We start from the raw sequence: 25,381 nt of genomic DNA on the forward strand, positions 1-25,381 counted from the left end.
TCGAGACGGTACGCACAGCGGGTGGAGCGACGGCTGTACGCGGGTGGAGCCCTCGCTCAGCCGGGTGGGGCGGGCCGGGTGCCGCTCGGCCAGGTGGTCAGCCGCCGTGGCGGAGGTACCAGTCGCGGGCCTCCGTCAGTCGTTGTTCCAGGCCGGGGCCCGGTGTCTGGCCCGTGCGGGTCCACAGTCCGTCCGCGTCGTACCAGTGGTCCTCGGTGAGGAGGGCGTACTGGTGGTCGGAGAGTGCGGGGAGGGCGGTGCGGACGCGTCGGCGGTGTTCGGCGCGGGAGACCGTGGCGGAGGGCGGCGGGGTGCCGAGGACGTGGTGGAGGGCCGTGTGCAGGCGGCTCATCGGCACCGGTCGCGGGTCCGCCGCGTGGAAGATCTCCGGCCCGCGCGCCGCCCAGGGGCCGAGGGCCAGGGCGACCACGCAGCGGGCCAGGTCGCGGACCGCGATCAGCGAGACGAGCGGGTCGCAGCCGGCCGGCCACACGGGGACGGCGCGCAGCAGCCGGTCGACGGCCGGCACCACCCACCGGTCCCCCTCGCCGTGGACGAGGTGCGGGCGCAGGACCACGCCGCCCGCGTCGAGCACCGCCTGCTCGCCCCGCATCCTGGAGGCGCTCGCCGCGGACTCGGGGCGCAGCGGCAACTCCCCCTCGCGCGCCCCGCGATGGGGCCCGCCGCCGTACACCGAGGCGGTGCTGACGTGGACGACGCGGTCGACCCCGGCCCGCCGCGCCTCGTCGAGCAGCGCCAGCGTGCCCGTGTGGTTGACGGCCGCGCAGCGCTCGGCGTCCCGTCCGACGTAGGAGGCGGTGTGCACCAGGGTCGTGACGCCGTCGCACGCACCGCGCAGGCTGTCGCGGCGGGTCAGGTCGGCGCGGACGTGCCGGACCGGGGAGCCGGCGGGGAGGCGGGGCCCGCCCCGGGAGGAGAGCACCCGCACGGCGGTGCCGGTGCGTTCCCGGAGTTCGCGCACGACGGCGCGCCCGATGAAGCCGGTGCCGCCCGCGACGAGCACCGTGCCCGTGGCGGCCGGCGCGAACGCCGTGGCCACCGCGCTCCCGCCCGCCTCAGTCCTCGGCACTGGTGTCCAGCGCGACCCGGCACGAGCCGACCTCGGTGCCGCCCTGGTGGAAGCGGACGGTGAGGTGGCTGCGGCCCGCCGCGTCGGTCTCCGCGGGCCCGGCGGTCACCAGGCACGGCACGTCGAACTCGACGTAGCGCCTGAAGTTCGCCTCGCAGGCGACCAGCAGGGCCGAGGGGGCGCGCAGCGCGAGCACGGCCATCTGGCGCGCGGCCTCCATCAGCACCATGCCGGACACGTGGTCGACGGGGTGGTCGAAGAGCACCGGGTGGTCCGGGTCGATGCGCAGCGGCATCACACCGTCGGCCACGGAGATGCCGAGCACGACGTCGAACTCGTTGTCCCGCCCCACGAGCCGGGGATCCACGGGCCGGACGGCGGGGCTCGACGCCCGGGCCGAGAAGCGGTCGCCGCGCAGCCGCTCGTAGACGGCCGGAGAGACGCACTGGCCCTTCAGGTACCCCGTGCCGATGCGCTCACCGTCGCGGCGGGCGACGACATCGTAGGCGTAGGAACTGACCGCTCCCGCACGGCGTTTGACCTCGGCCAGGCTCATGTCGAGCACGACGTGGGCGGGGCGCCCGGGGCGCGACAGCCGCACGCCGGCCTCGTCCGCCTGGAAGAAGGTGCGCGTGGTGAGGAACTGATACGCCATGGGAACGTCCAGCGCCTCGTGGGCAAGGAGCAGACAGGACTGACGAATCGATTCGGCAAGCAACATCGGATCGTGCCACCGGTTCGCGACGGACCCGTAGTAACTGTGCCCGCGGGACCACTGGGCACCGAGCCGGTACGAGGTGCCCTCGATGCTCCGCCATCCGGTCAGGAGGACCTCGGAGACCGCGGCACGGTGTACGAGGCTGCGCGGCACGGTTTGTTCGAAGAGGTCTGCATCGCAGTCCTGCCGCGTTCCGCGGTACGGACGGTCGGTTTGTATGAGCGGACTCACTTGTCCCCCTGGCTAAGACGTCGACTCGGATTAAAACGCGTCCTGAGCAGAACAAACGAGGGCGCGAAACCCCCATGCGCCACGTGAGCAAGTAGAGAATACCAGTCGACTGGTTTTTTTTGAGGTGGCGGACGGCAAATCGGGTACACGGACGGGTTGAGCTGTTGAGGGTGTGCGCGTTCACGCGTGGTCAGGCCGGCACAGCGCCCCTGCTCACAGCCGGGAGCCGCCGGACGCGTCGATGCACTGCCCGGTGATCCACCGCGACGCGTCGGACGCCAGGAACAGCACGATGTCGGCCACGTCCGTGGGCTGCCCCAGGCGGTTGAAGACCGACCAGGCCGCGAGTTCGTCCGCGGCCTTGGCGTCCAGCCGCTTCCTGGCGTTCATGTCGGTCTCGATGAACCCCGGGCGCACCGCGTTCACCGTGATGTTGCGGCCGCCCATCTCCTTGGCCAGGGCCAGGGTGAAGGTGTCGACGGCGCCCTTGCTCATCGAGTACACGAGGGACTCCGGGTAGGCCAGGCGCGACGCGGCCGACGAGACGTTGATGATCCGGCCGCCGTCGTGGATGCGCTTGACCGCCTGCTGCGACACGAACACCAGCGACCTGGTGTTCACCGCGAAGATGCGGTCGAACAGCTCGGGGGTCACCTCCTCGATGCGGGCCGCGCCGCTGACCCCGGCGTTGTTGACCAGGATGTCCAGGCCCGGGGCCGCGCCCAGCTGGGCCACCTCCGCGTCGAACTGGGCGTACATCATCTCCACGGCGCCGGGGGCGCCGAGGTCGGCCCGGATCGCGAACGCCCTGCCGCCGTCGTCGCGGATCTCGCTCAACGTCTCGTCGGCCGCGGCGTCGTTCCCCCTGAAGTGCACGCCGACCAGGGCCCCTTCACGGGCGAGGCGGCACGCGATACCGCGTCCTATCCCGCGACTCGCTCCGGTGACCAATGCCGTTTTGCCCGCCAAAGCGCCCATGTCTCCCCCTGAGACTCCCCCGCAGGAGCGATCAGCCCCCGGCGTGTGAAGTTTGTAGCACTCATGGGCAATCTACGGGAGATCCGTGAAGGTCATGGTCCGTACCTGGTGCGGGCCGCCGGGCGGCATCAGGAGGGGGAGGAACAGCTCCCACAGCCGCGTCAGCCACCGGTCGCCCTCGTCCGCGGGCACCCCCATCGAGGCGAGGACCTCGACCCCGGAGACCGCGGCGGTGACGAGGGTGCGGGCCGACCCGTCGGCGACGTCGCCGTCCAGTTCGTTCTTGCGCCGGGCCTCGTCGAGCAGGCCCCACAGCCGCCCGAGCCACAGGGGGTAGAAGTCGGACGGGGCCCCGGCCCCGCTCGTGCGCTCCCTGGTGATGCGCACGCCCGCCCGCACGAAGGGGTCCTCCCGCAGCAGCCGGTTCAGCTCGTGCGTGGCGTCGACGAGGACCTGGAGGCTGAACTCCTCCCGCCGGGCGATGGACCTGATGGCGGCCTCGCAGATGTCCTCGCCGCGCGCCTGGACGGCGTCCGCGAGGTCGTCCTTGGTGGCGAAGTGGAAGAAGAGCGCGCCCTTGGTGACGCCGGCCGCCACGCTGACGTCGCCGAGGGTGGCCCGGACGAAGCCGCGGTCCGCGAAGAGCTGCGCCGCCGACGCGATCAGCCGCTCCAGCGTCCGCGCCGACCGCTCCTGCTTCGCCTTCATGGGTGCTTCACCTCGCGTGTCCGTGAACGGGCCGACATCAGCCACCCGCGTACGACTGCGTGAGGCCACGGGCGGAAGGGAGGATCCGCCCGGAGTGCGCATGACTGTAGGAACCGGTCGAATGGCAAGTCAATTTAAACCGCTCGGTAGGTTTTTTGTGCGCAATGGGATCCGTGCATATGCCGACCGGGTACGGCGACGACCAGGGGAGAGAGCGCCGCGAGGGGCGTTCACTTTCAGCTCGTTGCAACGACATCCGACTCACCGTTGCGTTCGCCCAGAGATCGTTGCAAACCCCTCGCCCACTTTCCTCACGTCGCGCCGTAGTTGCGCTGCGCATACTTTCCCACACGGCTGAACGCAACGTAGCGTTTCTATCAGCCGAAACTATCGGCCAGCGCGCTCAAGTGCGGCTCGAGCGGCGCTGCACCGGTGCGCGGGACAGTCGGCCCGTCGCCCGGTCCGGTGCGGCGGCCCGAGCGCGGCCCCGGCACTCCCCCATGACGTTCACCGTCAACCATTGCAACACTTGCCACTCGATTCGTTGCATTCAAGTCGTTCTCATTGCAATGAAATTCCGGCTCTGAGCTGCATACTTGGCGAGTTGAGCGCACAAGTTGTGTTGCCGAAGTCGTGAATGCAACGTAGCGTTTCCATCATCAGAAACGGCGGGCCGCAGGGACCGCGACGCGGATGAAGGAGAGCACGATGCAGAAGTTCGACACCCCGGCCCCGGTCCAGACCGTCCTCGACATCCCGGCGGGGCGCATCCACCTCATCGCGACCGACCAGGCCGTGACCAGCGTGGAGGTGCTGCCCGCCGACGCCGGCAAGAGCCGCGACGTGAAGGCCGCCGAGCAGATCGAGGTCTCCTGCCGCGACGGCGTGCTGCGCGTCGAGGCGCCCGAGGCGAAGCGCGCGGCGCTCGGCAACTCCGGCTCCGTCGAGGTGACCGTCCACCTGCCCGCCGGATCGCACGTCGACGCGAAGGCGGCCGCCGCCGAACTGCGCAGCAAGGGACGGCTCGGCGACGTCACCTTCGAAGGGGCGCAGGCCACCGTCGCCCTGGACGAGACCGCGGGCACCCGGCTCACCGTCGCCGACGGGAACGTCACGGTGGGCCGCCTCACCGGGTCCGCCGAACTCCGCGCCCAGAAGGGCGACCTGACCATCGCCGAGGCCTCCTCCGGCACCCTCACCCTGCACACCGAGTCGGGCCGGATCTCGGTCGGCGCCGCCCCCGGCGTCTCCGCCACGCTCGACGCCCGTACCGCCTACGGCCGGATCACCAACACGCTGCGCAACAGCGACGGTGCCGCCGCCGGTCTGACCATCCACGCGACCACCTCGCACGGCGACATCACCGCCCGCGGCCTCTGACACCCGAAACGGAGCTCCCCCCATGACGAACCTGGCCATCGCGGCACACGGGTTGCGCAAGTCCTACGGAGACAAGACGGTCCTCGACGGGCTCGACATCACCGTCCCCGAGGGCACGATCTTCTCCCTCCTCGGGCCCAACGGTGCGGGCAAGACCACCGCCGTGAAGATCCTCTCCACCCTGATCGCGCCCGACGCGGGCACCGGGCAGATCACGATCGGCGGGCACGACCTCGCCACGCAGGCGCAGGCCGCCCGCGCCGTGATCGGTGTCACCGGGCAGTTCTCCGCCGTCGACGGGCTGATCACCGGCGAGGAGAACATGCTCCTGATGGCCGACCTGCACCACCTGTCCAAGGCGGAGGGCAGGCGCGTCACCGCCGAACTCCTGGCCCGCTTCGACCTGGTGGAGGCGTCCAAGAAGCCGGCGTCCACCTACTCCGGCGGTATGAAGCGCCGCCTGGACATCGCGATGACCCTGGTCGGCAGCCCGCGCATCATCTTCCTCGACGAGCCGACGACCGGCCTCGACCCGCGCTCGCGCCACAACATGTGGAACATCATCCGCGAGCTCGTCACCGACGGCGTCACCGTCTTCCTCACCACCCAGTACCTGGAGGAGGCCGACGAACTCGCCGACCGGATCGCGGTCCTGAACGACGGCAAGATCGCCGCCGAGGGCACCGCCGAGGAGCTCAAGCGGCTGGTCCCCGGCGGCCACGTCCGCCTCCGGTTCACCGACCCCATCGGCTTCCAGTCCGCCGCCCTCGCCCTGTCCGAGGCCGCGCGCGACGACGAGAGCCTCGCCCTGCAGATCCCCAGCGACGGCAGCCAGCGCAATCTGCGCTCGATCCTCGACCGGCTCGACGCCGCGGGCATCGAGGCCGACGAGCTGACCGTGCACACCCCCGACCTGGACGACGTGTTCTTCGCGCTCACCAGCACGAGCGGCGTCCCCACCCAGCCCAAGGAGACCGTCCGATGAGCTCCCTGTCCCTCGCGGTCCGCGACTCGGGCACGATGCTGCGCCGCAATCTGCTGCACGCCCGCCGCTACCCGTCGCTCACGCTGAACCTGCTGCTCACCCCGGTGATGCTGCTCCTGCTCTTCGTCTACATCTTCGGCGACACGATGAGCGGCGGCGCGGGCCGCGACGCCTACATCTCCTTCATCGTCCCCGGCATCCTGCTCATGACGATCGGCTCCACCACCATCGGCACCGCCGTGTCCGTCTCCACGGACATGAGCGAGGGCATCATCGCCCGCTTCCGCACCATGGCCATCCACCGCAGCTCGATCCTCTTCGGCCACGTCGTCGGCAGCGTCGTGCAGACGCTCCTGAGCCTGGTCCTCGTCGGCGCGATCGGTGTCGCCATGGGCTTCCGCTCGGTCGACGCCTCGGTCCTGGAGTGGCTCGCGGCCTTCGGCCTCGTCACCCTCTTCGCGATCGCCTTCACCTGGATCGCGGTCGGCATGGGCCTCGGCAGCCCGAACGCGGAGGCGGCCAGCAACAACGCGATGCCGCTGATCCTGCTGCCGCTGATCTCCAGCGCCTTCGTCCCGCTCGGCTCGATGCCCGGCTGGTTCCAGCCGATCGCCGAGTACCAGCCCTTCACCCCGGCCATCGAGACCCTGCGCGGCCTGCTCCTCGGCAGCGAGATCGGCAACAACTGGTGGATCGCGCTCGTCTGGTGCGTGGGCCTGACGGTCCTCGGCTACCTGTGGTCCAAGGCCCAGTTCAACGCCGACCCCAAGTAGTCCTCCAGCGGTTCACGAGCGGTACTCCCCCGGCTGCGGGGATGCTCGGTCCAGGGAGTCCGCCCTGGGCCACACCGCCCGCACGACCCCCGAGCCCGCCCGCCGGCGCCCCGCCCACCCCCGTGGGGCACCGGCGGGCTTCCGGCGTTCCACGACGCCGCGCGCACCGCCGGAGCCCGTCTCACCGCGTGCAGGCCTTGGTCAGCTCGCCCGCGGCGGCCTTGGCGGGGGCCAGGTCCGGGCTCGTGTCGCCGTCCCTGAGCGCCTCGACGACGCCTGCGACGGCCCGGCCCAGATCCTTGACGGCCTTGTCCACGTCGACGTTGTCGCTCTGGCGGGCGATGTCCTTCAGGTCCTCCTTGATCGGGGAGAAGTAACCGTGGGCCTCGGAGGGGTCCAACGCGGCGTCGCGGGCGGCGCGTTGCAGGTCGTCGACGCTGTTGGCGACGGCGTTGGCGGTGCGGACGCAGTCCAGGGTGCGGTGGGCCGCCTCGCAGCCGGTGAGGGTGAGCGCCCCCGCGGCGAGGGCGGTGGCGGCGGCCAGGACGCGCGGACGTGTCGAACCGTGAGTGCGGGGCATGGGGGTCGGGTCCCTTCCCTGAGACGACCGGTGAGGTCTGCGGAGGTGCCGGACAGGACGCGCGCCCATGGTGTCGCGGCCGGGGAGGGCGGGGAGGGCCGGTCCACCGGTTCTCATGTGCCGCTCGTGCCGGCCTTCAGCGCGGCCGGAGGGCGCCGGGAGCGCGGCTGGCCAGAAAAGGCGCGTGGCGTCGAGAAGCGCTGGAGGACCGCTTCAGAGCGCCCGGAAATTCCGGCGGGCCGATGGCCTTTCCCGTCAACGTGTGGTCATGCGGGACCGGACCGCCCGGGCGTGGACGCCCTGGTGACCGGCGTCCGCGTACGTCCCCACCCCTCACTCGACGGAAGCGCGGTTGCCGTGGCTACCTTCCTTTACCGACTCGGCCGTCTCGCCTTCAGGCGCCGCGGCCTCTTCGCTCTCTTCTGGGTGCTGATCGTCGTCGGCGCCGGTGCCGCGGCGTCGTCCGCGCCCACCCCGCCCACCGAGCAGTTCTCGATGCCGGGCACCGAGTCCCAGAAGGCGTTCGACCTGCTGGAGAAGAAGTTCCCCGACGCGAGCGCCGAGGGCGCCAGCGCCCGTGTGGTGCTGCGCGCACCGGAGAACAAGACGATCTCCGACGAGCGGGCCGTCGTCGAACGCCTCGTCGGCGAACTCGGCAAGGCACCCCAAGTGGCCGCCGTGGCCGACCCGTTCAAGGCCCGCTCGATCAGCGGCGACGGCCGGACCGCGTACGCGGTGGTGACCTACGAGGTCGCGGCGCCCGACGTCACCGACGCCGCGCACGACGCACTCACCAAGGCCACCGACCGGGCCCGCGACGGCGGTCTGACCGTTGAGGCGGGCGGCGACGCCATCATGGTCGAGCAGGAGATGAACGGCACCGGCGAGCAGATCGGCGTGCTCGTCTCCGCCGTCGTCCTCGTGCTGACGTTCGGCGCGCTGCTGGCCGCCGGAATGCCGCTGCTCACCGCCCTGATCGGGGTGGCCATCGGCACGTCCGCCATCACGGCCCTCGGCAGCGCGCTCGACCTCTCGGCCACCACGTCGACGCTGGCGATGATGATCGGCCTCGCGGTCGGCATCGACTACGCCCTGTTCGTCATCTTCCGCTACCGCGCCGAGATCGCCGAGGGGCACTCCCCCGACGAGGCGGCGGGCCGGGCGACCGGCACCGCCGGTTCGGCGGTCGTCTTCGCCGGGCTCACCGTGATCATCGCGCTCGCGGGTCTCGCGGTCGTGAACATCCCGGTCCTCACCAAGATGGGTCTCGCCGCGGCGGGTACGGTCGCCGTCGCCGTACTGGTGGCGGTCACCCTCGTACCGGCGCTCCTCGGTTTCGCGCCGCGGCGCGTGGTGCGGGTCGCCGACCGCCGTCTCGTCCGGACGAGGAAGCCGCTGTCCGCGCGCAAGCTCGCCAGGTCCGAGAAGAAGGCGGCGAAGCTGGCCGCGCGGACGAAGCCGAACCTGTCGACGCGCTGGGCGTCGTTCGTGGTGCGCCGCCCGGTGGGGGTGCTGATCGTCGCGGTCCTCGGGCTCGGGGCGCTGGCCCTGCCCGCCACGAAGCTGGAGCTCGGTCTGCCGGGCGAGGGCACGATGGCGAAGGACACCACGCAGCGCAAGGCGTACGACCTGCTGTCGCAGTCGTTCGGGCCCGGGTTCAACGGTCCGCTGACCGTGACCGTCGAGGGCCGGGACGCGGCGGCCGCCGGTGACAAGGCCGGCGCCGCGCTGAAGAAGGCGGCGGGGGTCGCGTCCGTCTCGCCGGCCACCGCCAACAAGGCGGGCGACACGGCGATCCTCAGCGTCGTACCGAAGACAGGACCGACGGACGACGCGACGAAGGAACTGGTCAAGGACGTCCGTGCCAGGGCCGCGGCGCTCGCGGCGGCCTCGGGCGCGTCCGAGATCCTGGTGACCGGGCAGACCGCCCTGTTCATCGACTTCTCGCAGACCCTCTCCGACGCGCTGGTGCCCTACCTGGCGCTGGTGGTCGGCCTCGCGTTCCTGCTGCTGCTCCTGGTGTTCCGCTCGGTGCTCGTGCCGCTGAAGGCGGCGCTCGGCTTCCTGCTGTCGGTGAGCGCGGCGCTCGGCGCGGTCGTCGCGGTGTTCCAGTGGGGCTGGGCCGCCGATGTGCTCGGGGTCGAGCAGCCGGGCCCGATCATGACCACGATGCCGATGTTCATGATCGGTGTGGTCTTCGGGCTCGCGATGGACTACGAGGTCTTCCTCGTGACCCGGATGCGGGAGGCGTACGTGCACGGTGCCGGGGCGAAGGACGCCGTCGTGACCGGCTTCCGGCACAGCGGACGGGTCGTCACGGCCGCCGCCATCATCATGATCAGCGTCTTCTCGGGCTTCATCTTCGAGGTCAACGACCTGGTGAAGATGATGGGCTTCGGCCTCGCCTCGGCGGTCCTGTTCGACGCGTTCCTCGTCCGCATGACCATCGTGCCCGCCGTGCACGCGCTGCTCGGCGACGCCGCGTGGTGGCTGCCCCGCTGGCTCGGCCGCCTGCTGCCCAACGTCGACGTGGAGGGCGAGAAGCTGCGCGGCCTGCGGCCCGCTCCGGTGCCCGCCGGACCCGGCAGACAGGGCGAACCGGGGGCGTACGAGCGCGATCTCGTGCACTGACGTGTCCTCCGCGGCCCGGTGCGACCCCTTGCGGGTCGCACCGGGCCGTACGTGTGCGCGGCGGCGGCCGGTTCGGCTCTGGCGGGGTTCAGCCGCTCTTCGAGTGCTCCTCGTTCGGGGTCGGTCATCGTGGCGGGCACCCGGGCGGTTCCGTCCGCCTGTGCCGCGCTTCGTGTCCGACGCCCTTCGCGCTGTGGTCCACAACCGTCTGGAGAGTCATGTCCCGTCGCCTGTTCACCTCGGAGTCCGTGACCGAAGGACACCCCGACAAGATCGCCGACCGGATCAGCGACACCGTGCTCGACGCGCTGCTGCGGGAGGACCCCGCCTCCCGCGTCGCGGTCGAGACGCTGATCACCACCGGCCTGGTCCACGTCGCCGGTGAGGTGACGACCACGGCGTACGCGCCGATCGCGCAGCTCGTGCGCGAGGCCGTCCTCGACATCGGCTACGACTCCTCCGCGAAGGGCTTCGACGGCGCGTCCTGCGGGGTCTCGGTGTCGATCGGCGCGCAGTCCCCGGACATCGCGCAGGGCGTCGACACGGCGTACGAGAAGCGCGTCGAGGGCGCCTCCGGCAAGGACGGGGGCGACGAGCTCGACCAGCAGGGCGCGGGCGACCAGGGCCTGATGTTCGGCTACGCGACCGACGAGACGCCGAACCTGATGCCGCTGCCGATCGAGCTGGCCCACCGGCTCTCGCGCCGCCTGACCGCGGTGCGCAAGGACGGCACGGTCCCCTATCTGCGGCCCGACGGCAAGACGCAGGTCACCGTCGAGTACCAGGGCAGCCGCCCGGTCCGGCTCGACACGGTCGTGGTCTCCTCGCAGCACGCCCCCGGCATCGACCTGGACTCCCTGCTCGTCCCCGACCTGCGCGAGCACGTCGTCGAGCACGTGCTCAACCAGCTCGCCGAGGACGGGATCAAGCTGGAGACGGACGACTACCGCCTCCTCGTCAACCCGACGGGGCGGTTCGAGATCGGCGGCCCGATGGGCGACGCGGGCCTGACCGGCCGCAAGATCATCATCGATACGTACGGCGGCATGGCCCGCCACGGCGGCGGCGCGTTCTCCGGCAAGGACCCGTCCAAGGTGGACCGCTCGGCCGCGTACGCGATGCGCTGGGTCGCGAAGAACGTCGTCGCGGCCGGACTCGCGTCCCGCTGCGAGGTGCAGGTCGCGTACGCGATCGGCAAGGCGGAGCCGGTCGGCCTGTTCGTGGAGACCTTCGGCACCGGCAAGGTCGCGCAGGCCACCATCGAGGCGGCGATCGCCGAGGTCTTCGACCTGCGCCCGGCCGCGATCATCCGCGACCTCGACCTGCTCCGCCCGATCTACGCGCAGACCGCCGCCTACGGCCACTTCGGCCGCGAACTGCCCGACTTCACCTGGGAGCGCACCGACCGCGCCCAGCGGCTCAGGGCCGCCGCGGGCATCTGAGCCCGCACCTGTGCGGCGGGCCCGCCGGGTCCGCCGCCCGACGGCCGGGCGCGTGCGCCACCGGCGGTCAGCGACCGAAGCGACCAAGGAGTGTTCTGTGCGCATCGCGGTGACCGGCTCCATAGCCACCGACCATCTGATGGTCTTCCCCGGGCGGTTCGCGGACCACCTGCTCCCCGACCAGCTGGCGCACCTCTCGCTCTCCTTCCTCGTCGACCGGCTCGAGGTGCGCAGGGGCGGCGTCGCCGCCAACATCGCGTTCGGGCTCGGCGGTCTCGGCCTCACCCCGCTCCTCGTCGGGGCGGTCGGCGCGGACTTCGCCGAGTACGAGGTGTGGCTGAAGGAGCACGGCGTGGACACCGGCGGCGTACGCGTCGCGCCCGAGCGGCAGACGGCCCGCTTCATGTGCATCACCGACGAGGACGCCAACCAGATCGCCGCGTTCCACACCGGCGCGATGGCCGAGGCCTCCGACATCGACCTGCGAACCCTGTTCACCGCCGCCGAACGCCCCGGCCTCGTCCTCGTCTCCCCCGACGACCCCGCGGCGATGCTCCGCCACACGGCGGCGTGCCGCGAACTCGGCATCCCCTTCGCCGCCGACCCCTCGCAGCAGCTCGCCCGCCTCGACGGCGAGCAGGTGCGCGCCCTGGTCACCGGCGCGACCTGGCTGTTCACCAACGAGTACGAGGCGGCGCTGCTGCGCGAGCGCACCGGCTGGTCCCGCGAGCAGGTGCTCGACGCCGTCGGCACGTGGGTCACCACCCTGGGCGCCGGCGGCGTCCGCGTCGAGAGCGCCGGACGCGCGCCCCTCACCGTCCCCGCCGTCCCCGTCGCCGAGACGGCCGACCCGACCGGGGTCGGCGACGCGTTCCGCGCCGGGTTCCTCGCCGCCGTCGGCCACGGCGCCGAGGCCCGCTCGGCGGCTCGACTGGGCTGCGCGCTGGCCTCCGTCGTCCTCGCAGCGGTCGGCTCGCAGACGTACGAGGTGGACACGGCGGAGCTGACCCGCACCGTCGAACGCGCCTACGGCCACGGTGCCGTCGGCCCGCTCGCCACGGTCCTGGGCGGACGCTCGTGAGCGCCGTGGACGAGGGCCGCGCCCGCGTCGCCGCCCTGCGCGAAGCCCTCGCGACGCGCGTGGTCGTGGCGGACGGCGCGATGGGCACCATGCTCCAGGACCGTGAGCCGACCCTGGAGGACTTCCAGCAGCTGGAGGGCTGCAACGAGGTCCTCAACATCACCCGCCCCGACATCGTGCGCTCGGTGCACGAGGCGTACTTCGCGGCGGGCGTCGACTGCGTGGAGACCAACACCTTCGGCGCGAACCACGCGGCGCTCGGCGAGTACGAGATCGCCACGCGCGCGTACGAGTTGTCGGAGGCGGGCGCGCGGGTGGCCCGCGAGGTCGCCGACGCGTTCACCGCGCGGACCGGACAGCAGCGCTGGGTCCTCGGCTCGATGGGCCCCGGCACGAAGCTGCCGACCCTCGGCCACGTCGCGTACGGCGTGCTGCGCGACGGGTTCCAGCGCAACGCCGAAGGACTCCTCGCAGGCGGCGCGGACGCGCTCCTCGTCGAGACGACCCAGGACCTGTTGCAGACGAAGGCGGCGCTGATCGGCGCGCGGCGCGCGATGGACGCGCTCGGCGTCGACACCCCCCTGATCTGCTCGCTCGCCTTCGAGACGACCGGGACGATGCTCCTCGGCTCGGAGATCGGCGCGGCGCTCACCGCCCTGGAACCGCTCGGCATCGACCTGATCGGCCTGAACTGCTCGACGGGCCCGGCCGAGATGACCGAGCACCTGCGCCATCTGGCACGGCACTCCTCGACACCGCTGATGTGCATGCCCAACGCGGGCCTGCCGGTACTGAGTTCGGACGGTGCCACCTTCCCGCTCGGCCCTGAGGGCCTGGCCGACGCGCAGGAGACCTTCGTCCGCGAGTACGGGCTCTCGCTGGTCGGCGGCTGCTGCGGGACGACCCCCGAGCATCTGCGCCAGGTCGTGGAGCGGGTGCGCGGCGCGGAGCTGGTGCGGCGCGATCCGCGTCCGGAGCCGGGTGCGGCGTCGCTGTACCAGTCGGTGCCGTTCCGCCAGGACACCGCGTACATGGCGATCGGTGAGCGGACGAACGCGAACGGGTCGAAGAAGTTCCGCGAGGCGATGCTGGAGGCCCGCTGGGACGACTGTGTGGAGATGGCGCGCGAGCAGATCCGCGAGGGCGCGCACATGCTCGACCTGTGCGTGGACTACGTCGGCCGTGACGGCGTCGCCGACATGGAGGAACTGGCCGGCCGCTTCGCCACCGCCTCCACCCTGCCGATCGTGCTCGACTCCACCGAGGTCGACGTCCTGCGGGCGGGGCTGGAGAAGCTCGGCGGGCGTGCGGTGCTGAACTCGGTGAACTACGAGGACGGCGACGGTCCGGACTCCCGCTTCGCCAAGGTCACCCGCCTGGCGCAGGAGCACGGTGCGGCGCTGATCGCGCTGACCATCGACGAGGAGGGCCAGGCCCGCACCGTCGAGCACAAGGTCGCCATCGCCGAGCGGCTGATCGCCGACCTGACGACGAACTGGGGCATCCAGGAGTCGGACATCCTGATCGACTGCCTGACCTTCACGATCTGTACGGGTCAGGAGGAGTCCCGCAAGGACGGTATCGCCACCATCGAGGCGATCCGGGAGCTGAAGAAGCGCCACCCGGACGTGCAGACCACCCTCGGCCTGTCCAACATCTCCTTCGGCCTGAACCCGGCCGCCCGCATCGTGCTGAACTCCGTCTTCCTCGACGAGTGCGTCAAGGCGGGTCTGGATTCGGCGATCGTGCACGCCTCGAAGATCCTCCCCATCGCGCGGTTCGACGAGGAGCAGGTCGCCACCGCCCTGGACCTGATCTACGACCGCCGCGCCGAGGGCTACGACCCCCTCCAGAAGCTGATGGCGCTGTTCGAGGGCGCCACCGCCAAGTCCCTCAAGGCCGGCAAGGCCGAGGAGCTGGCCGCACTCCCGCTGGACGAGCGGCTCCAGCGCCGGATCATCGACGGCGAGAAGAACGGCCTCGATCAAGACCTGGCCGAAGCCCTCCGGTCCACGCCCGCCCTCGACATCGTCAACAACACGCTCCTCGCGGGCATGAAGGTGGTCGGCGAGCTGTTCGGCTCCGGGCAGATGCAGCTCCCGTTCGTGCTGCAGTCGGCCGAGGTGATGAAGAACGCGGTGGCCTATCTGGAGCCGCACATGGAGAAGTCGGACTCCGAGGGCAAGGGCACCATCGTCCTGGCCACGGTGCGCGGCGACGTGCACGACATCGGCAAGAACCTCGTCGACATCATCCTGTCCAACAACGGCTACAACGTCGTCAACCTCGGCATCAAGCAGCCCGTCTCCGCGATCCTGGAAGCCGCCGAGGAGCACAAGGCCGACGTGATCGGCATGTCCGGACTCCTGGTCAAGTCCACCGTGATCATGAAGGAGAACCTCCAGGAGCTGAACCAGCGCAAGATGGCCGCCGACTACCCGGTCATCCTCGGCGGCGCCGCCCTCACCCGCGCCTACGTCGAGCAGGACCTGCACGAGATCTACGAGGGCGAGGTCCGCTACGCCCGTGACGCCTTCGAGGGCCTGCGCCTGATGGACGCCCTGATCGCGGTCAAGCGCGGCGTGCCCGGAGCCACCCTGCCCGAGCTGAAGCAGCGCCGCGTGCCGAAGCGGGACCTCGTCCTGGAGGAGCCGCGGGACACCGGCCGCTCGGACGTCGCCACCGACAACCCCGTACCGCAGACGCCCTTCTGGGGCACCCGCGTGGTCAAGGGCATTCAGCTCAAGGAGTACGCCTCCTGGCTCGACGAAGGCGCCCTCTTCAAGGGCCAGTGGGGCCTCAAGGGTGACACCGTCGAGAGCGAGGGGCGGCCCCGGCTGCGGATGTGGCTGGACCGGCTGCGCACCGAGAACCTCCTGGAGGCCGCCGTCGTCCACGGCTACTTCCCCTGCGTCTCCAAGGGCGACGACCTGATCATCCTCGACGAGAACGGGCACGAGCGGACCCGCTTCACCTTCCCGCGCCAGCCGCGCGGCCGCCGCCTGTGCCTCGCGGACTTCTTCCGCCCCGAGGAGTCCGGTGAGACGGACGTGGTCGGGCTCCAGGTCGTCACCGTCGGATCCAAGGTCGGTGAGGCGACGGCCGAGCTGTTCGCCGCCGACTCCTACCGGGACTACCTCGAACTCCACGGACTTTCCGTGCAGTTGGCCGAGGCGCTCGCCGAGTACTGGCACGCCCGCGTCCGCGCCGAACTCGGGATCGCGGGCAGCGACCCGGCCGCGATGGACGGCATGTTCCGCACCGAGTACCAGGGCTGCCGCTACTCCCTCGGCTACCCGGCCTGCCCGGCCCTGGAGGACCGCGCCAAGATCGCGGACCTGCTGCGGCCCGAGCGGATCGGCGTCCATCTCAGCGAGGAGTTCCAGCTCCACCCGGAGCAGTCCACCGACGCGATCGTCGTCCACCATCCCGGCGCGAGCTACTTCAACGCGGGCCGGGCGGGAGGCGGACGATGAGACCGACGTTCTCCTTCGAGTTCTTCCCGCCGAAGACCGCCAAGGGCGAGCAGACCCTGTGGCAGGCGCTGCGCCGGATCGAACCGCTCGCCCCCGACTTCGTCTCCGTCACCTACGGCGCGGGCGGCTCCTCGCGCGAGCGCACGGTGCAGGTCACCCAGCGCATCGTCGCCGAGACGACCCTGCGCCCGGTGGCGCACCTGACGGCCGTCGACCACTCGGTGGCCGAACTGCGGCACATCATCGGCCAGTACGCGGACGTCGGCGTCCGGGACGTCCTCGTCCTGCGCGGTGACCCGCCCGGCGATCCGAGGGGCCCCTGGCGGCCCCACCCGGACGGCTTCACGTACGCCTACCAGCTCGTCGAACTCGTGCGCTCGCTGGGCGAGTTCAGGATCGGCGTCGCGGCGTTCCCCGAGATGCACCCGCGCTCGCCGGACTGGGACACCGACATCCGCCACTTCGTGGCCAAGTGCCGCGCGGGGGCGGACTACGCGGTCACCCAGATGTTCTTCGACGTGGAGGACTATCTGCGGCTCCGGGACCGGGTGGCCGCCGCGGGCTGCGCCACGCCGATCATCCCGGAGATCATGCCGGCGACGGACGCCCGCCAGATCGGCCGGTTCGCCGAACTGTCCGGCGCCGCGTTCCCCGAGGACCTCGCGCACCGCCTGGAGGCGGCCCGGGACCGCCCGCGGGACGCGTACGAGATCGGCGTCGCCCACGCCACGGCGATGGCCGAGCGCCTGCTCGCGGAGGGGGCTCCCGGCCTGCACTACATCACGCTCAACAAGTCCACGGCGACCCTGGACATCCACCGTGCCGTACTGAACAGCCGTGCCGTACTGAACAGCTCAAGGAGCCTCCATGTCAGCTGAGTTCACCGACTTCAAGGTCGCCGACCTCTCCCTCGCCGCGTTCGGGCGCAAGGAGATCACCCTCGCCGAGCACGAGATGCCCGGCCTCATGTCGATCCGCGCGGAGTACGCCGACGCCCAGCCGCTGGCGGGCGCGCGGATCACCGGCTCCCTGCACATGACGGTCCAGACGGCCGTCCTCATCGAGACCCTGGTCGCGCTCGGCGCCGAGGTCCGCTGGGTCTCCTGCAACATCTACTCGACGCAGGACCACGCCGCCGCCGCGATCGCCGCCGCCGGGATCCCGGTCTTCGCCTGGAAGGGCGAGACCCTGGACGAGTACTGGTGGTGCACCGAGCAGGCGCTGACCTGGCCCGGGCACACCGGCCCGAACATGATCCTGGACGACGGCGGCGACGCGACCTCCCTCGTCCACCTCGGCGTCGAGCGCCAGAAGAGCGGCGCGCTGCCGGAGGCGTCCGGCGAGGAGATGACGGTCGTGCGCGGCCTCCTCGAGCGTTCCACGCTCGACTGGACCGCCATCGCCTCGGAGATCCGCGGCGTGACGGAGGAGACCACGACGGGTGTCCACCGCCTGTACGAGATGCAGCGTGAAGGCACTCTCCTGTTCCCCGCGATCAATGTGAACGACGCGGTGACGAAGTCGAAGTTCGACAACAAGTACGGCTGCCGCCACTCCCTGGTCGACGGCATCAACCGCGCCACCGACGTCCTGATCGGCGGCAAGACCGCGGTCGTCTGCGGCTACGGCGACGTGGGCAAGGGCTCCGCGGAGTCGCTGCGCGGCCAGGGCGCCCGCGTGATCGTCACCGAGATCGACCCGATCTGCGCGCTCCAGGCGGCGATGGACGGCTACCAGGTCACCACGCTCGACGAGGTGATCGACAAGGCCGACATCTTCGTCACCACGACAGGCAACAAGGACATCATCATGGCGAGCGACATGGCCAAGATGAAGCACCAGGCGATCGTCGGCAACATCGGCCACTTCGACAACGAGATCGACATGGCCGGACTCGCGGCGATCGACGGCATCGTCAAGGACGAGGTCAAGCCCCAGGTCCACACGTGGACGTTCCCCGACGGCAAGACCATCATCGTCCTGTCCGAGGGCCGCCTGCTGAACCTGGGCAACGCGACCGGCCACCCGTCCTTCGTGATGTCCAACTCCTTCGCCGACCAGACGCTCGCGCAGATCGAGCTGTTCACCAAGCAGTCCGAGTACCCGGTGGGCGTCTACACGCTGCCGAAGCACCTGGACGAGAAGGTCGCCCGCCTCCACCTGGACTCGCTCGGCGTGAAGCTGACGACGCTCCGCCCGGAGCAGGCCGCGTACATCGGCGTCGGCGTCGACGGTCCGTACAAGCCCGACCACTACCGCTACTGACGGGGCCGGGAGGTCCAGGTGCACGACATCGCAGCGAACCGGTTCGCCGTGCGCACGGCCGGCATGGAAGCCTCGGAGATCCGGGCGCTGTTCGCGGTCGCCAGCAGGCCCGAGGTGGTCTCCCTCGCGGGCGGCATGCCCAACCTGGCCGCCCTGCCGCTGGACGCCCTCTCCGGGCAGGTGGCGCGGCTCGTCGCACAGGACGGTCTGACGGCGCTGCAGTACGCGTCGGCGCACGGCCTTCCGCCGCTGCGGGAGCGGATCTGTGACGTCATGGCGCTGGAGGGGATCGCCGCGCGGCCGGAGGACGTCGTGGTGACGGTCGGCTCGCAGATGGGGATCGACCTGCTGACCCGGCTGCTCTGCGACCCGGGCGACGTGGTACTGGCCGAAGGCCCCTCGTACGTCGGCGCGCTCGGCTCGTTCGCGGCGTACCAGACGCAGGTCGTGCATGTGCCGATGGACGGGCACGGGCTCGTCCCCGACGAGCTGCGGGCGGCGCTGCGGCGGGCCGGGGCCGCCGGGCAGCGGGTGAAGCTGCTCTACACGATCCCGAACTTCCACAACCCGGCGGGCGTGACGCTCGCGGCGGGGCGGCGGGCCGAGATCCTGGAGATCTGCCGCGCCTACGACGTCCTGGTGGTGGAGGACAACCCGTACGGGCTGCTCGGCTTCGACGGCACCGCCCACCCGGCGCTGCGCTCGCTGGACCCGGAGAACGTCGTCTATCTGGGCTCGTTCTCGAAGACGTTCGCCTCCGGTCTCCGGGTCGGCTGGGTGCTCGCGCCGGCCGAGGTGCGGGACAAGCTCGTCCTCGCGATGGAGTCGGCGACGCTGTGCCCGCCCACGCTGAACCAGATGATCGTGGAGCGGTACCTCGCCGCGCACGACTGGCAGGGGCAGATCGAGGTGTTCCGCGACCTCTACCGTGAGCGGCGCGACGCGATGCTGGACGCGCTGGAGCGGCTGCTGCCACCGGGGTGCGCGTGGACCGTGCCGGACGGCGGTTTCTACGTGTGGGTGACCGTGCCCGAGGGCGTCGACACCCGGGCGATGCTGCCGCGCGCGGTCGCGGCCGGGGTGGCGTACGCCTCGGGCAGCGGCTTCTATGCGGACAAGTCCGGGGCGCGGCAGATGCGTCTGTCGTACTGCTATCCGACGCCTGAGCGGATCGTGGAGGGGGTGCGGCGCCTGGCCGACGTGCTGGCGGCGGAGCTGGCGCCCGGACCCTCCATCGGCTCTCCAGCGCCGGCCGAGCGCACCCCCGGAGCATCGGAGGTATGTGCATTCCGCGCGTGAGTTCCGCTCCGTGCGGCCATGAGCCCGGACAACGCCGCGACCCCGCCGGAGAATGCTCCGTCGGGGTCGACGGCCTTTCTCCCACGAAGGGACTTCCGACCGTGAACAGCACGTGGTTCCGACGCTTCACCCCTGTCGGCAGCGGGCCCCGGCTCTTCTGCTTCCCGCACGCGGGCGGCTCCGCGACCTCCTACATGCAGCTCGCGCGCACCCTGCCGTCCTCGTTCGACGTGGTGTCCCTGCAGTACCCCGGGCGCCAGGACCGTTACCGCGAGGAGCCGTTCACCGACCTGACCACGCTGGTCGAGACCGTCGCCGGGGAGCTGGCCGGCGAGGTGGCCGCCGACCCCGGGCGGCCCTACGCCCTGTTCGGCCACAGCATGGGCGCGCTCGTCGCCTTCGAGACGGCCCGGCTCCTTGCCGCCCGCGCCGAACTGCCGCGGCCCGAGCGGCTGTTCCTGTCGGGCCGGGGCGCGCCGGACGGCCGGGACCTCGAGTACGGCAGGTTCGGCGAGGACGACGTGCTGGCCGACGTCCGCCGCCTCGGCGGCACCGAGCAGGCGATGCTGGAGGACCCGGAGATCCTGGAGATCGTGCTGCCCGCGCTGCGCGCCGACTACCGCATCCTCGGCACGGTGCGCTGGCACGGCGGCGAGTCGCTGGACGTCCCGGTGACCGCGCTGACCGGCGACAGCGACCCGATGACGACGGTCGACGACATGTGGACCTGGCGCGCCCACACCACCCGCGACTTCGGCCTGAAGGTCTTCCCCGGCGGCCACTTCTACCTCTTCGACCAACTCCGCCCGGTCGCGGAGGCGGTCACGGAGGGGCTGGCGGCGGCGCGCACGGTCGCCGTGTGAGCGACCCGGTTCAACGTTCGGTGCGCGCTGGGAAGTGCGGGCCACCCGGTCCCCGCTCAGGGGGATGCAGGTCGCGGTGGCGCGGTGGTGATCCTTACTTCCACCCGTCCAGCGATACCTGGGGGCCGTCGGCGAGGTAGCGATGGACGGCGCTCGCGGTGGTGTGCACGAACTCCTCTGGGATGGCATCCGCGTCGACCCAGCGGACCTGGGCGTGTTTGCGGGGTTCGCGGTTTTCGGGTTCGCCGGTCCATTCGTGGGTGGCGAAGACGACGGTGAGGAAGCCGTTGGGGGCTTCGACGCCCCAGGCGCTATGGATGATGTGGGCGACCCTCAAGGTTTCCGGCTTCACAGTCAGGCCGGTTTCCTCATACAGCTCACGGACCGCAGTCTCGGTGATGGGCTCGCCGGGTTCGCTCTTGCCGACCGGCAGGTCCCACTTGCCCTGCGCGAACTTGGCGTTCTCGCTGCGTTGGAGGAGGACGACGCGGTTGGCGGCCTTGTCGTGGACGATGACGGCGGCGACCAGCAAGGTCATGGAGTCGACTGGTCGTCGGTCTGCGGCTGAGCCACGGCAGGGGTCCCCTCGTCGACCGGTTGGTGGGCAGCTTAGGTCAGTGCTTCGCGTGCGCGGCGGTCGAGTTCGACGGCTCCAGGTACTTTGCGGCGCTGGTAGACGGCGAGGGTGGAGCGGAGCGAAGTGATCGCCTTGCGGGTGCGGTCGGAGGTCATGCCTTCCATGAGGGACAGAGCCTGGGACCAGGCGGCAACGGCCTCGTCGGCTCGGGCCTGAACGGCCAGGCTGTCGCCCAGGTCGGCATGGGTGAGGGCATGGACGCGTCGGTACTTCTCCGGGTCCCAGCGGATCAGGGCGTCGCTCAGTACCCACGTGTCCAGGCGGCGTGGCCGTGCGGGTCGGCTTCGCAGGCGAGTTGATAGCCGACCTGGCCTGTCGTCGGGCGGGCTGGGAGGCCGCCCCGCGCGCGTCGGGGGTTCGCAGGCGCGGGGCGGCCGGTCTTGGGGTCAACGCAGTGCTTGGGCGACGCGCTGACGCAGCCTCTCGTCGTGGAGGGCGCTGGCCGTTCGCCAGGCAGCGTCGGAGACTTCTTCGGCTTGGAGTTCGCCGATGTCAGCGGTGGTGCGGAAAAGGAAGCGGAAGTCGAAGTGCTGGTGGGCGAGCTCGCCCTTGGCGGGGTTGGCGTCGATGGGGTGGATGTCGATGTGGAGCGGAGTCTCGCCGTGCGGGGTCACGACTTGGGGTGGGATGCCGGTCTCCTCTGCGAGTTCACGGCCCGCGGCCTGAAGGAGCGTGTCGTCCGAAGGTTCCAGATGACCGCCGGGCAGAAGCCATTTCTGGGTCACGTTGTGGAGAATGTGCAGGATGCGGCCGTCGGGGCCGACGAGGATGGCCCCTGCGGTGACGTGGCCGGGCAGGGTCTTGCGGTTGGTGAGGTCGCCGTCGCCGTCCAGGAGGCCGAGGACGACGCCGAGCTCGCGCCTGTCCTCGGGGTGTTCATCGAGATAGGCGGCGATGGTGGTGCGGATGTGGTGGGCCGTGATGGTCATCGTGATCACCTGTTGAAGTAGGAGAGCCAGGTCGCCGCGATGGCTTCGCGGTCGGGTGCGGGAACCTCATGGATGCCGGGGGCGAGGTCGCCGCGGGTGAGCATCCTGATCCCGGCGAGGATCTCGGCCTGGACCAGGAAGATGAACGGCCCAACGCTGGCGCCGTGAATGAAGTTGACGGCGTTGCCGCCGTTCACCAGATAGAAGTAGTGGCCGGTGGTCTGGTAGCGGGTGACGTGGTCACCGACCTGGGTGCGGGTGTAGACGTCGGGGAGTCCGGCGAGGTCGAGTTCGTCCTCGCTGCTGGTGACGGTGGCGACGTAGGCGCCGTTGCGCAGGTGGGAGAAGTCCTCGCCGCACAGAGAGACGGCGCCGGTCGCGCAGAGCACCAGGCCGGCCCCGGTCAGGGCGGTTTCACCGTTGCTGGCGACGGTGAAGCCCTGGGAGAGCGCCTGGGTGCGGCGGACCGGGTCGATGTCGAAGACGGTGACCTGGACGCCCTTGGCGTGCAGGAGGCGGGCGATCGAGGAGCCGAGTTTGCCGAAGCCGATCACCAGGGCTCGGCGGCCATGGAGGATGTCGCCGCGATCGCGCATGACGGCCTCGGTGGAGAAGACGACGGATTGTCCGACGAGGAAGTCCTCGGGGTCCTTCAGCGGTGAGCGGGCGACGGAGACGACGGGACAGGGCAGTTTGTCGAGGTTTTCGTAGCGGCGGTGCCCGTTCTCGGTGTCCTCGATCACCCCGGCGAGCTGCCCGGTGAAGCGACTTTGCACCTCGGTGAGGCTAGGGGCGAAGTAGCCGCCGACGTCCAGCAGGCAGACCGACTCGCCGGCAGCCCGGGACTCGATGTAGTCCAGCGCGTCGTCGGCCTGGGCGAACATCTGACGGGTGAGGACGTCGACCATGTGTGTCCGCTCGACCTCGCGCTTCGCGGCCGGGTGGACGGACTTCGGCTTGGGCAGCACCGCAGTGAGCCGGGTCATCGCGGCGACCGCGCGGACGAACGCGGGACGCTCGGCCAGCAGATGCGTGATGAGGAACGACGCCGTCTGCTCACCCGGGGCGAACTGGGCGGCGATCCGGGCGAAGTAGGCGTCCAGCCTGGCGCGCTCGAAGGTTTCCATGGCAGTGCCCTCTCATCCGTTCGGTCCGGGGGCCATGTGAGGCGATGCGGATTCAGTGGGTGCGGGCGCGTCCAAACAGCAGCCGGTCGGCTGCTGGCGCTGCATCCAGGTAGGCGAAACAGCACCAGACGATCTTCCCTGGCGGAGTGCGGTCCTCAGCTCCCCAGCCGTCGGCGAGCGCGTTCACCAGGATCAGCCCGCGTCCGGAGGTGTCGGTGCCGGCGGCCTGCCGGGTCTCCGGGTGCGGGCGGCGGCTGTCGTGCACTTCCAGGCGTACGACTTCCTCGTCGGCGTCGAGCTTGACCAGGAAGCCGTGTCCGGGGGCGGTGCCGTGGACCAGGGCGTTGGTGGCGAGCTCGGAGACGCAGAGCCGGATGTCCTCGGCACGGTCCAACAGGCCCCAGTCGGCCAGGGCCTCAGAGGCGAAGGACCGTGCCTGGCCGACCGACTCGGGCCGCGAGTCGAAGAACCGCTGGGTCGTTTTGGTCATCACAATGGTCCTCATGACTCGGCGTGCAGGACGCGGGTGCTGCCGAGGTGACGGCGGCGGACGGGGCCGCTGCGGGAGATGGAGTGGTGGGCCGTGCAGGGCTTGCGGACCAGCAGCAGCCGCGAGCCGACCGCCTCGATCCGCCGCCCGCGTTCAGCGGCTATGGCCTTTGGCCCCAGGTGCGACGTGGCCGGGGCGATGACGCCGTAGAGGTCCGGCAGCGCGAGCACGTCCAGTAGCCCGGTGAACGCCGCTGAGGCGGGCCCGGCGGACGCGTCGCGGTCGGTAAAAACACTGGACAACTGCAGTTCGTGGCTGCGGCAGTACTCGGCGAGCGAGGCAATCAACGCGTCCTGCCGCGCTTGGGAGACCCGCACCAGCCGCAGGAAGCCGTAAACGACCGGGCCGTTGACCGGGCGATGCTCCGTGAGGGGTTCCATGCTCAGGACCGTCCAAAAGACTCGACAAGTGGTGACGCTCCGATCGTGGCGTCCGGCCAGCTCGCGGCCAATGACCAGCCGTTCCACTTCCGTTCCACTTCCGTCCCGCCGACTGCACGGATCTGCTTCGATGACCGATGGAAGGGAGTGACGCGTGGCGACCGTGCACCACTGGACCGGCCTGGAGGCCAGGGCCCTGCGGCTCGCCCTGCGACTGAGCGTGCGGGCCTTCGCCCAGCAGCTCGGTCTGGCAGTCGCGACCGTGTCCAAGTGGGAGAGCAAGCTCGCCGACACCGAGCCCAGACCCGACACCCAGGCCATCCTCGACACCGCCCTCGGCCGCGCGGACGCCGCTGTCCACCTGCGGTTCGAAACGCTCCTGTCCGAGATGACCAGCCCGGTGCGGAACGCCGGCCGACGCCGCGTCACCGTCTCCGGTCCCCGGGTCTGGGAGTACGAGTCCTGGGCCGATGATCTCGATCGCGTCGTGGTCGCGTTGTCCCGGCAGGACTTTGTCTTCGCCGACAGCCTCCTGACCCGGTGGCTGAGCCGATTCAAGGCCCCCGAGCTGGACGAGAAGGGCCTGTATCTCCTCGCCCGCTCCACCGCCCTGCTCGGCGACCTCAAGCGCGACCAGGGCGTTGTCCTGGGCCCGCTGTCCGCCCAGCACTCCTATGCCGGCGCCCGCGCGGTCTTCATCCAGCTCGACATCCCCCGCCGCGTCGCGCAGCTCGACCTGTCTCTCGCGGTCGTCACCGAGATGTCCGGGAAGCTGGAGATCGCTGCCCGCAACTACGAGACCCTCACCGTGGATGACCGGCTCTCCCGCCGCGACCGGGCCCGCGCGAGGCTGTGGGTGGGGACCGCGCTGAGCAAGGACGGCCAACACGACTATGCGACCCGCGTCATGCAGGTGGCGGCCCGCGACTTCGAAGACCTCACCGAACCCGATGACTGGTCGGTGGCCCACCAGAAACTCGCCCTCGCCCGCCGCGGCGTCGGCGATCTCACCCAGGCCCTGCGCTTCATCGACATCGCCCGCAGCAGCGGGGCGACGGACTCACCGATGCAACGTGTGCGGCTGGACACCGCTCATGGCCACATCCTGCTCTCCGATGCGGCGACCCGGGATGATGGACTCCTCGTCCTCGACCAGGCCGCCAAGGTGGCCGCGCAGTACGGACTTGCGCACCAACTGCGCAGTATCGAGGGCATCAGGGCTACGAGCGAGGGGCCGGTCGGCCCCCGGCAACGGTGA

22 protein-coding genes and 1 pseudogene are annotated in these 25,381 nt (G+C 70.9%); 12 read left to right on the plus strand and 11 right to left on the minus strand.

Features of this window, described 5'->3' with window-relative positions:
• Nucleotides 1-97: 97 nt before the first annotated feature.
• The 4 genes from N5I75_RS39205 to N5I75_RS39220 all read right to left on the minus strand — a co-directional run bounded on the left by N5I75_RS39205 (nt 98) and on the right by N5I75_RS39220 (nt 3,725).
• Entirely contained in the window at nt 98-1,060 is a 963-nt protein-coding gene (locus tag N5I75_RS39205) for an NAD-dependent epimerase/dehydratase family protein (protein ID WP_476685220.1), read from the minus strand.
• Between the two features lie 16 nt (nt 1,061-1,076).
• Entirely contained in the window at nt 1,077-1,961 is an 885-nt protein-coding gene (locus tag N5I75_RS39210; RefSeq protein ID WP_476685222.1) for a ScbA/BarX family gamma-butyrolactone biosynthesis protein, read from the minus strand.
• Nucleotides 1,962-2,252: 291 nt separating this feature from the next.
• Nucleotides 2,253-3,017, minus strand: a complete 765-nt coding sequence (locus N5I75_RS39215; protein WP_476685223.1) for an SDR family oxidoreductase — start codon at nt 3,015-3,017, stop codon at nt 2,253-2,255.
• A gap of 72 nt (nt 3,018-3,089) precedes the next feature.
• Complete coding sequence (locus tag N5I75_RS39220; RefSeq protein ID WP_476685225.1) at nt 3,090-3,725, minus strand: ScbR family autoregulator-binding transcription factor; 636 nt, start codon at nt 3,723-3,725, stop codon at nt 3,090-3,092.
• Between the two features lie 708 nt (nt 3,726-4,433).
• Here N5I75_RS39220 and N5I75_RS39225 point away from each other — a divergent pair.
• The 3 genes from N5I75_RS39225 to N5I75_RS39235 are packed head-to-tail and all read left to right on the plus strand — an operon-like array spanning nt 4,434 to nt 6,863.
• Nucleotides 4,434-5,105 (plus strand): DUF4097 family beta strand repeat-containing protein, encoded by a 672-nt coding sequence (locus N5I75_RS39225; protein WP_476685226.1) that lies wholly within the window; start codon nt 4,434-4,436, stop codon nt 5,103-5,105.
• A gap of 22 nt (nt 5,106-5,127) precedes the next feature.
• Nucleotides 5,128-6,090 carry an ATP-binding cassette domain-containing protein gene (locus N5I75_RS39230; protein ID WP_476685228.1) on the plus strand — a complete coding sequence of 321 codons (963 nt, stop codon included), beginning with the start codon at nt 5,128-5,130 and terminating at the stop codon, nt 6,088-6,090.
• Nucleotides 6,087-6,863 (plus strand): ABC transporter permease, encoded by a 777-nt coding sequence (locus N5I75_RS39235; RefSeq protein ID WP_476685229.1) that lies wholly within the window; start codon nt 6,087-6,089, stop codon nt 6,861-6,863. The genes N5I75_RS39230 and N5I75_RS39235 overlap by 4 nt, the downstream gene beginning before the upstream one ends.
• Nucleotides 6,864-7,044: 181 nt before the next feature.
• Here the strand turns inward: N5I75_RS39235 and N5I75_RS39240 are convergent, their stop codons facing one another.
• Complete coding sequence (locus tag N5I75_RS39240) at nt 7,045-7,443, minus strand: hypothetical protein (protein ID WP_476685231.1); 399 nt, start codon at nt 7,441-7,443, stop codon at nt 7,045-7,047.
• A gap of 357 nt (nt 7,444-7,800) precedes the next feature.
• Between N5I75_RS39240 and N5I75_RS39245 the strand changes: the two genes are divergently transcribed.
• The 8 genes from N5I75_RS39245 to N5I75_RS39280 all read left to right on the plus strand — a co-directional run bounded on the left by N5I75_RS39245 (nt 7,801) and on the right by N5I75_RS39280 (nt 20,500).
• A complete protein-coding gene (locus N5I75_RS39245; protein ID WP_476685232.1) occupies nt 7,801-10,074 on the plus strand; it encodes an MMPL family transporter in 2,274 nt (757 codons plus the stop codon).
• Between the two features lie 218 nt (nt 10,075-10,292).
• Nucleotides 10,293-11,516, plus strand: a complete 1,224-nt coding sequence (gene metK / locus N5I75_RS39250; protein ID WP_476685233.1) for a methionine adenosyltransferase — start codon at nt 10,293-10,295, stop codon at nt 11,514-11,516.
• Nucleotides 11,517-11,613: 97 nt separating this feature from the next.
• Nucleotides 11,614-12,597: a carbohydrate kinase family protein gene (locus N5I75_RS39255; RefSeq protein ID WP_476685234.1), complete on the plus strand. Its 984-nt coding sequence runs from the start codon at nt 11,614-11,616 to the stop codon at nt 12,595-12,597.
• On the plus strand, nt 12,594-16,073 hold the full coding sequence (gene metH, locus N5I75_RS39260; protein WP_476685235.1) for a methionine synthase: 3,480 nt from the start codon (nt 12,594-12,596) through the stop codon (nt 16,071-16,073). The genes N5I75_RS39255 and metH overlap by 4 nt, the downstream gene beginning before the upstream one ends.
• A complete protein-coding gene (gene metF / locus N5I75_RS39265) occupies nt 16,070-16,951 on the plus strand; it encodes a methylenetetrahydrofolate reductase [NAD(P)H] (protein WP_476685236.1) in 882 nt (293 codons plus the stop codon). The genes metH and metF overlap by 4 nt, the downstream gene beginning before the upstream one ends.
• The gene (gene ahcY, locus N5I75_RS39270) at nt 16,941-18,338 is read left to right on the plus strand and encodes an adenosylhomocysteinase (RefSeq protein ID WP_476685237.1); all 1,398 of its coding nucleotides are present in this window, start codon (nt 16,941-16,943) and stop codon (nt 18,336-18,338) included. The genes metF and ahcY overlap by 11 nt, the downstream gene beginning before the upstream one ends.
• Nucleotides 18,339-18,356: 18 nt before the next feature.
• Entirely contained in the window at nt 18,357-19,637 is a 1,281-nt protein-coding gene (locus N5I75_RS39275) for an aminotransferase-like domain-containing protein (RefSeq protein ID WP_476685238.1), read from the plus strand.
• 101 nt (nt 19,638-19,738) lie between these two features.
• Entirely contained in the window at nt 19,739-20,500 is a 762-nt protein-coding gene (locus tag N5I75_RS39280; protein ID WP_476685239.1) for a thioesterase II family protein, read from the plus strand.
• Nucleotides 20,501-20,594: 94 nt separating this feature from the next.
• Here N5I75_RS39280 and N5I75_RS39285 read toward each other — a convergent pair whose 3' ends face one another.
• The 6 genes and pseudogenes from N5I75_RS39285 to N5I75_RS39310 form a co-directional block, all read right to left on the minus strand.
• On the minus strand, nt 20,595-21,038 hold the full coding sequence (locus N5I75_RS39285) for an NUDIX domain-containing protein (protein WP_476685240.1): 444 nt from the start codon (nt 21,036-21,038) through the stop codon (nt 20,595-20,597).
• 71 nt (nt 21,039-21,109) lie between these two features.
• Nucleotides 21,110-21,376 (minus strand): annotated as a pseudogene (locus tag N5I75_RS39290) (tetratricopeptide repeat protein); the annotation flags it as partial.
• Between the two features lie 147 nt (nt 21,377-21,523).
• Complete coding sequence (locus N5I75_RS39295) at nt 21,524-22,066, minus strand: NUDIX hydrolase (RefSeq protein WP_476685242.1); 543 nt, start codon at nt 22,064-22,066, stop codon at nt 21,524-21,526.
• A 5-nt stretch (nt 22,067-22,071) separates the two neighbouring features.
• Nucleotides 22,072-23,193 carry an adenosylhomocysteinase gene (locus N5I75_RS39300; RefSeq protein WP_476685243.1) on the minus strand — a complete coding sequence of 374 codons (1,122 nt, stop codon included), beginning with the start codon at nt 23,191-23,193 and terminating at the stop codon, nt 22,072-22,074.
• A 52-nt stretch (nt 23,194-23,245) separates the two neighbouring features.
• Nucleotides 23,246-23,683: an ATP-binding protein gene (locus N5I75_RS39305; RefSeq protein WP_476685245.1), complete on the minus strand. Its 438-nt coding sequence runs from the start codon at nt 23,681-23,683 to the stop codon at nt 23,246-23,248.
• Between the two features lie 11 nt (nt 23,684-23,694).
• On the minus strand, nt 23,695-24,123 hold the full coding sequence (locus N5I75_RS39310) for a hypothetical protein (protein ID WP_476685247.1): 429 nt from the start codon (nt 24,121-24,123) through the stop codon (nt 23,695-23,697).
• 154 nt (nt 24,124-24,277) lie between these two features.
• On the opposite strand from N5I75_RS39310, the gene N5I75_RS39315 reads away from it, so the two are divergent.
• Complete coding sequence (locus tag N5I75_RS39315) at nt 24,278-25,381, plus strand: hypothetical protein (protein WP_476685248.1); 1,104 nt, start codon at nt 24,278-24,280, stop codon at nt 25,379-25,381.

It is taken from the genome of Streptomyces sp. R818, from assembly GCF_056172735.1.

Excerpts from the sequence above, each read along its gene's own strand:
- N5I75_RS39235 (WP_476685229.1), top strand. The coding sequence starts at position 6,087 with ATGAGCTCCCTGTCCCTCGCGGTCCGCGACTCGGGCACGATGCTGCGC.
- metF (WP_476685236.1), top strand. The coding sequence starts at position 16,070 with ATGAGACCGACGTTCTCCTTCGAGTTCTTCCCGCCGAAGACCGCCAAG.
- N5I75_RS39225 (WP_476685226.1), top strand. The coding sequence starts at position 4,434 with ATGCAGAAGTTCGACACCCCGGCCCCGGTCCAGACCGTCCTCGACATC.
- N5I75_RS39220 (WP_476685225.1), bottom strand. The coding sequence starts at position 3,725 with ATGAAGGCGAAGCAGGAGCGGTCGGCGCGGACGCTGGAGCGGCTGATC.
- N5I75_RS39230 (WP_476685228.1), top strand. The coding sequence starts at position 5,128 with ATGACGAACCTGGCCATCGCGGCACACGGGTTGCGCAAGTCCTACGGA.
- N5I75_RS39300 (WP_476685243.1), bottom strand. The coding sequence starts at position 23,193 with ATGGAAACCTTCGAGCGCGCCAGGCTGGACGCCTACTTCGCCCGGATC.
- metK (WP_476685233.1), top strand. The coding sequence starts at position 10,293 with ATGTCCCGTCGCCTGTTCACCTCGGAGTCCGTGACCGAAGGACACCCC.
- N5I75_RS39310 (WP_476685247.1), bottom strand. The coding sequence starts at position 24,123 with ATGGAACCCCTCACGGAGCATCGCCCGGTCAACGGCCCGGTCGTTTAC.
- N5I75_RS39295 (WP_476685242.1), bottom strand. The coding sequence starts at position 22,066 with ATGACCATCACGGCCCACCACATCCGCACCACCATCGCCGCCTATCTC.
- N5I75_RS39215 (WP_476685223.1), bottom strand. The coding sequence starts at position 3,017 with ATGGGCGCTTTGGCGGGCAAAACGGCATTGGTCACCGGAGCGAGTCGC.
- N5I75_RS39240 (WP_476685231.1), bottom strand. The coding sequence starts at position 7,443 with ATGCCCCGCACTCACGGTTCGACACGTCCGCGCGTCCTGGCCGCCGCC.
- N5I75_RS39285 (WP_476685240.1), bottom strand. The coding sequence starts at position 21,038 with ATGACCTTGCTGGTCGCCGCCGTCATCGTCCACGACAAGGCCGCCAAC.
- N5I75_RS39305 (WP_476685245.1), bottom strand. The coding sequence starts at position 23,683 with ATGACCAAAACGACCCAGCGGTTCTTCGACTCGCGGCCCGAGTCGGTC.
- ahcY (WP_476685237.1), top strand. The coding sequence starts at position 16,941 with ATGTCAGCTGAGTTCACCGACTTCAAGGTCGCCGACCTCTCCCTCGCC.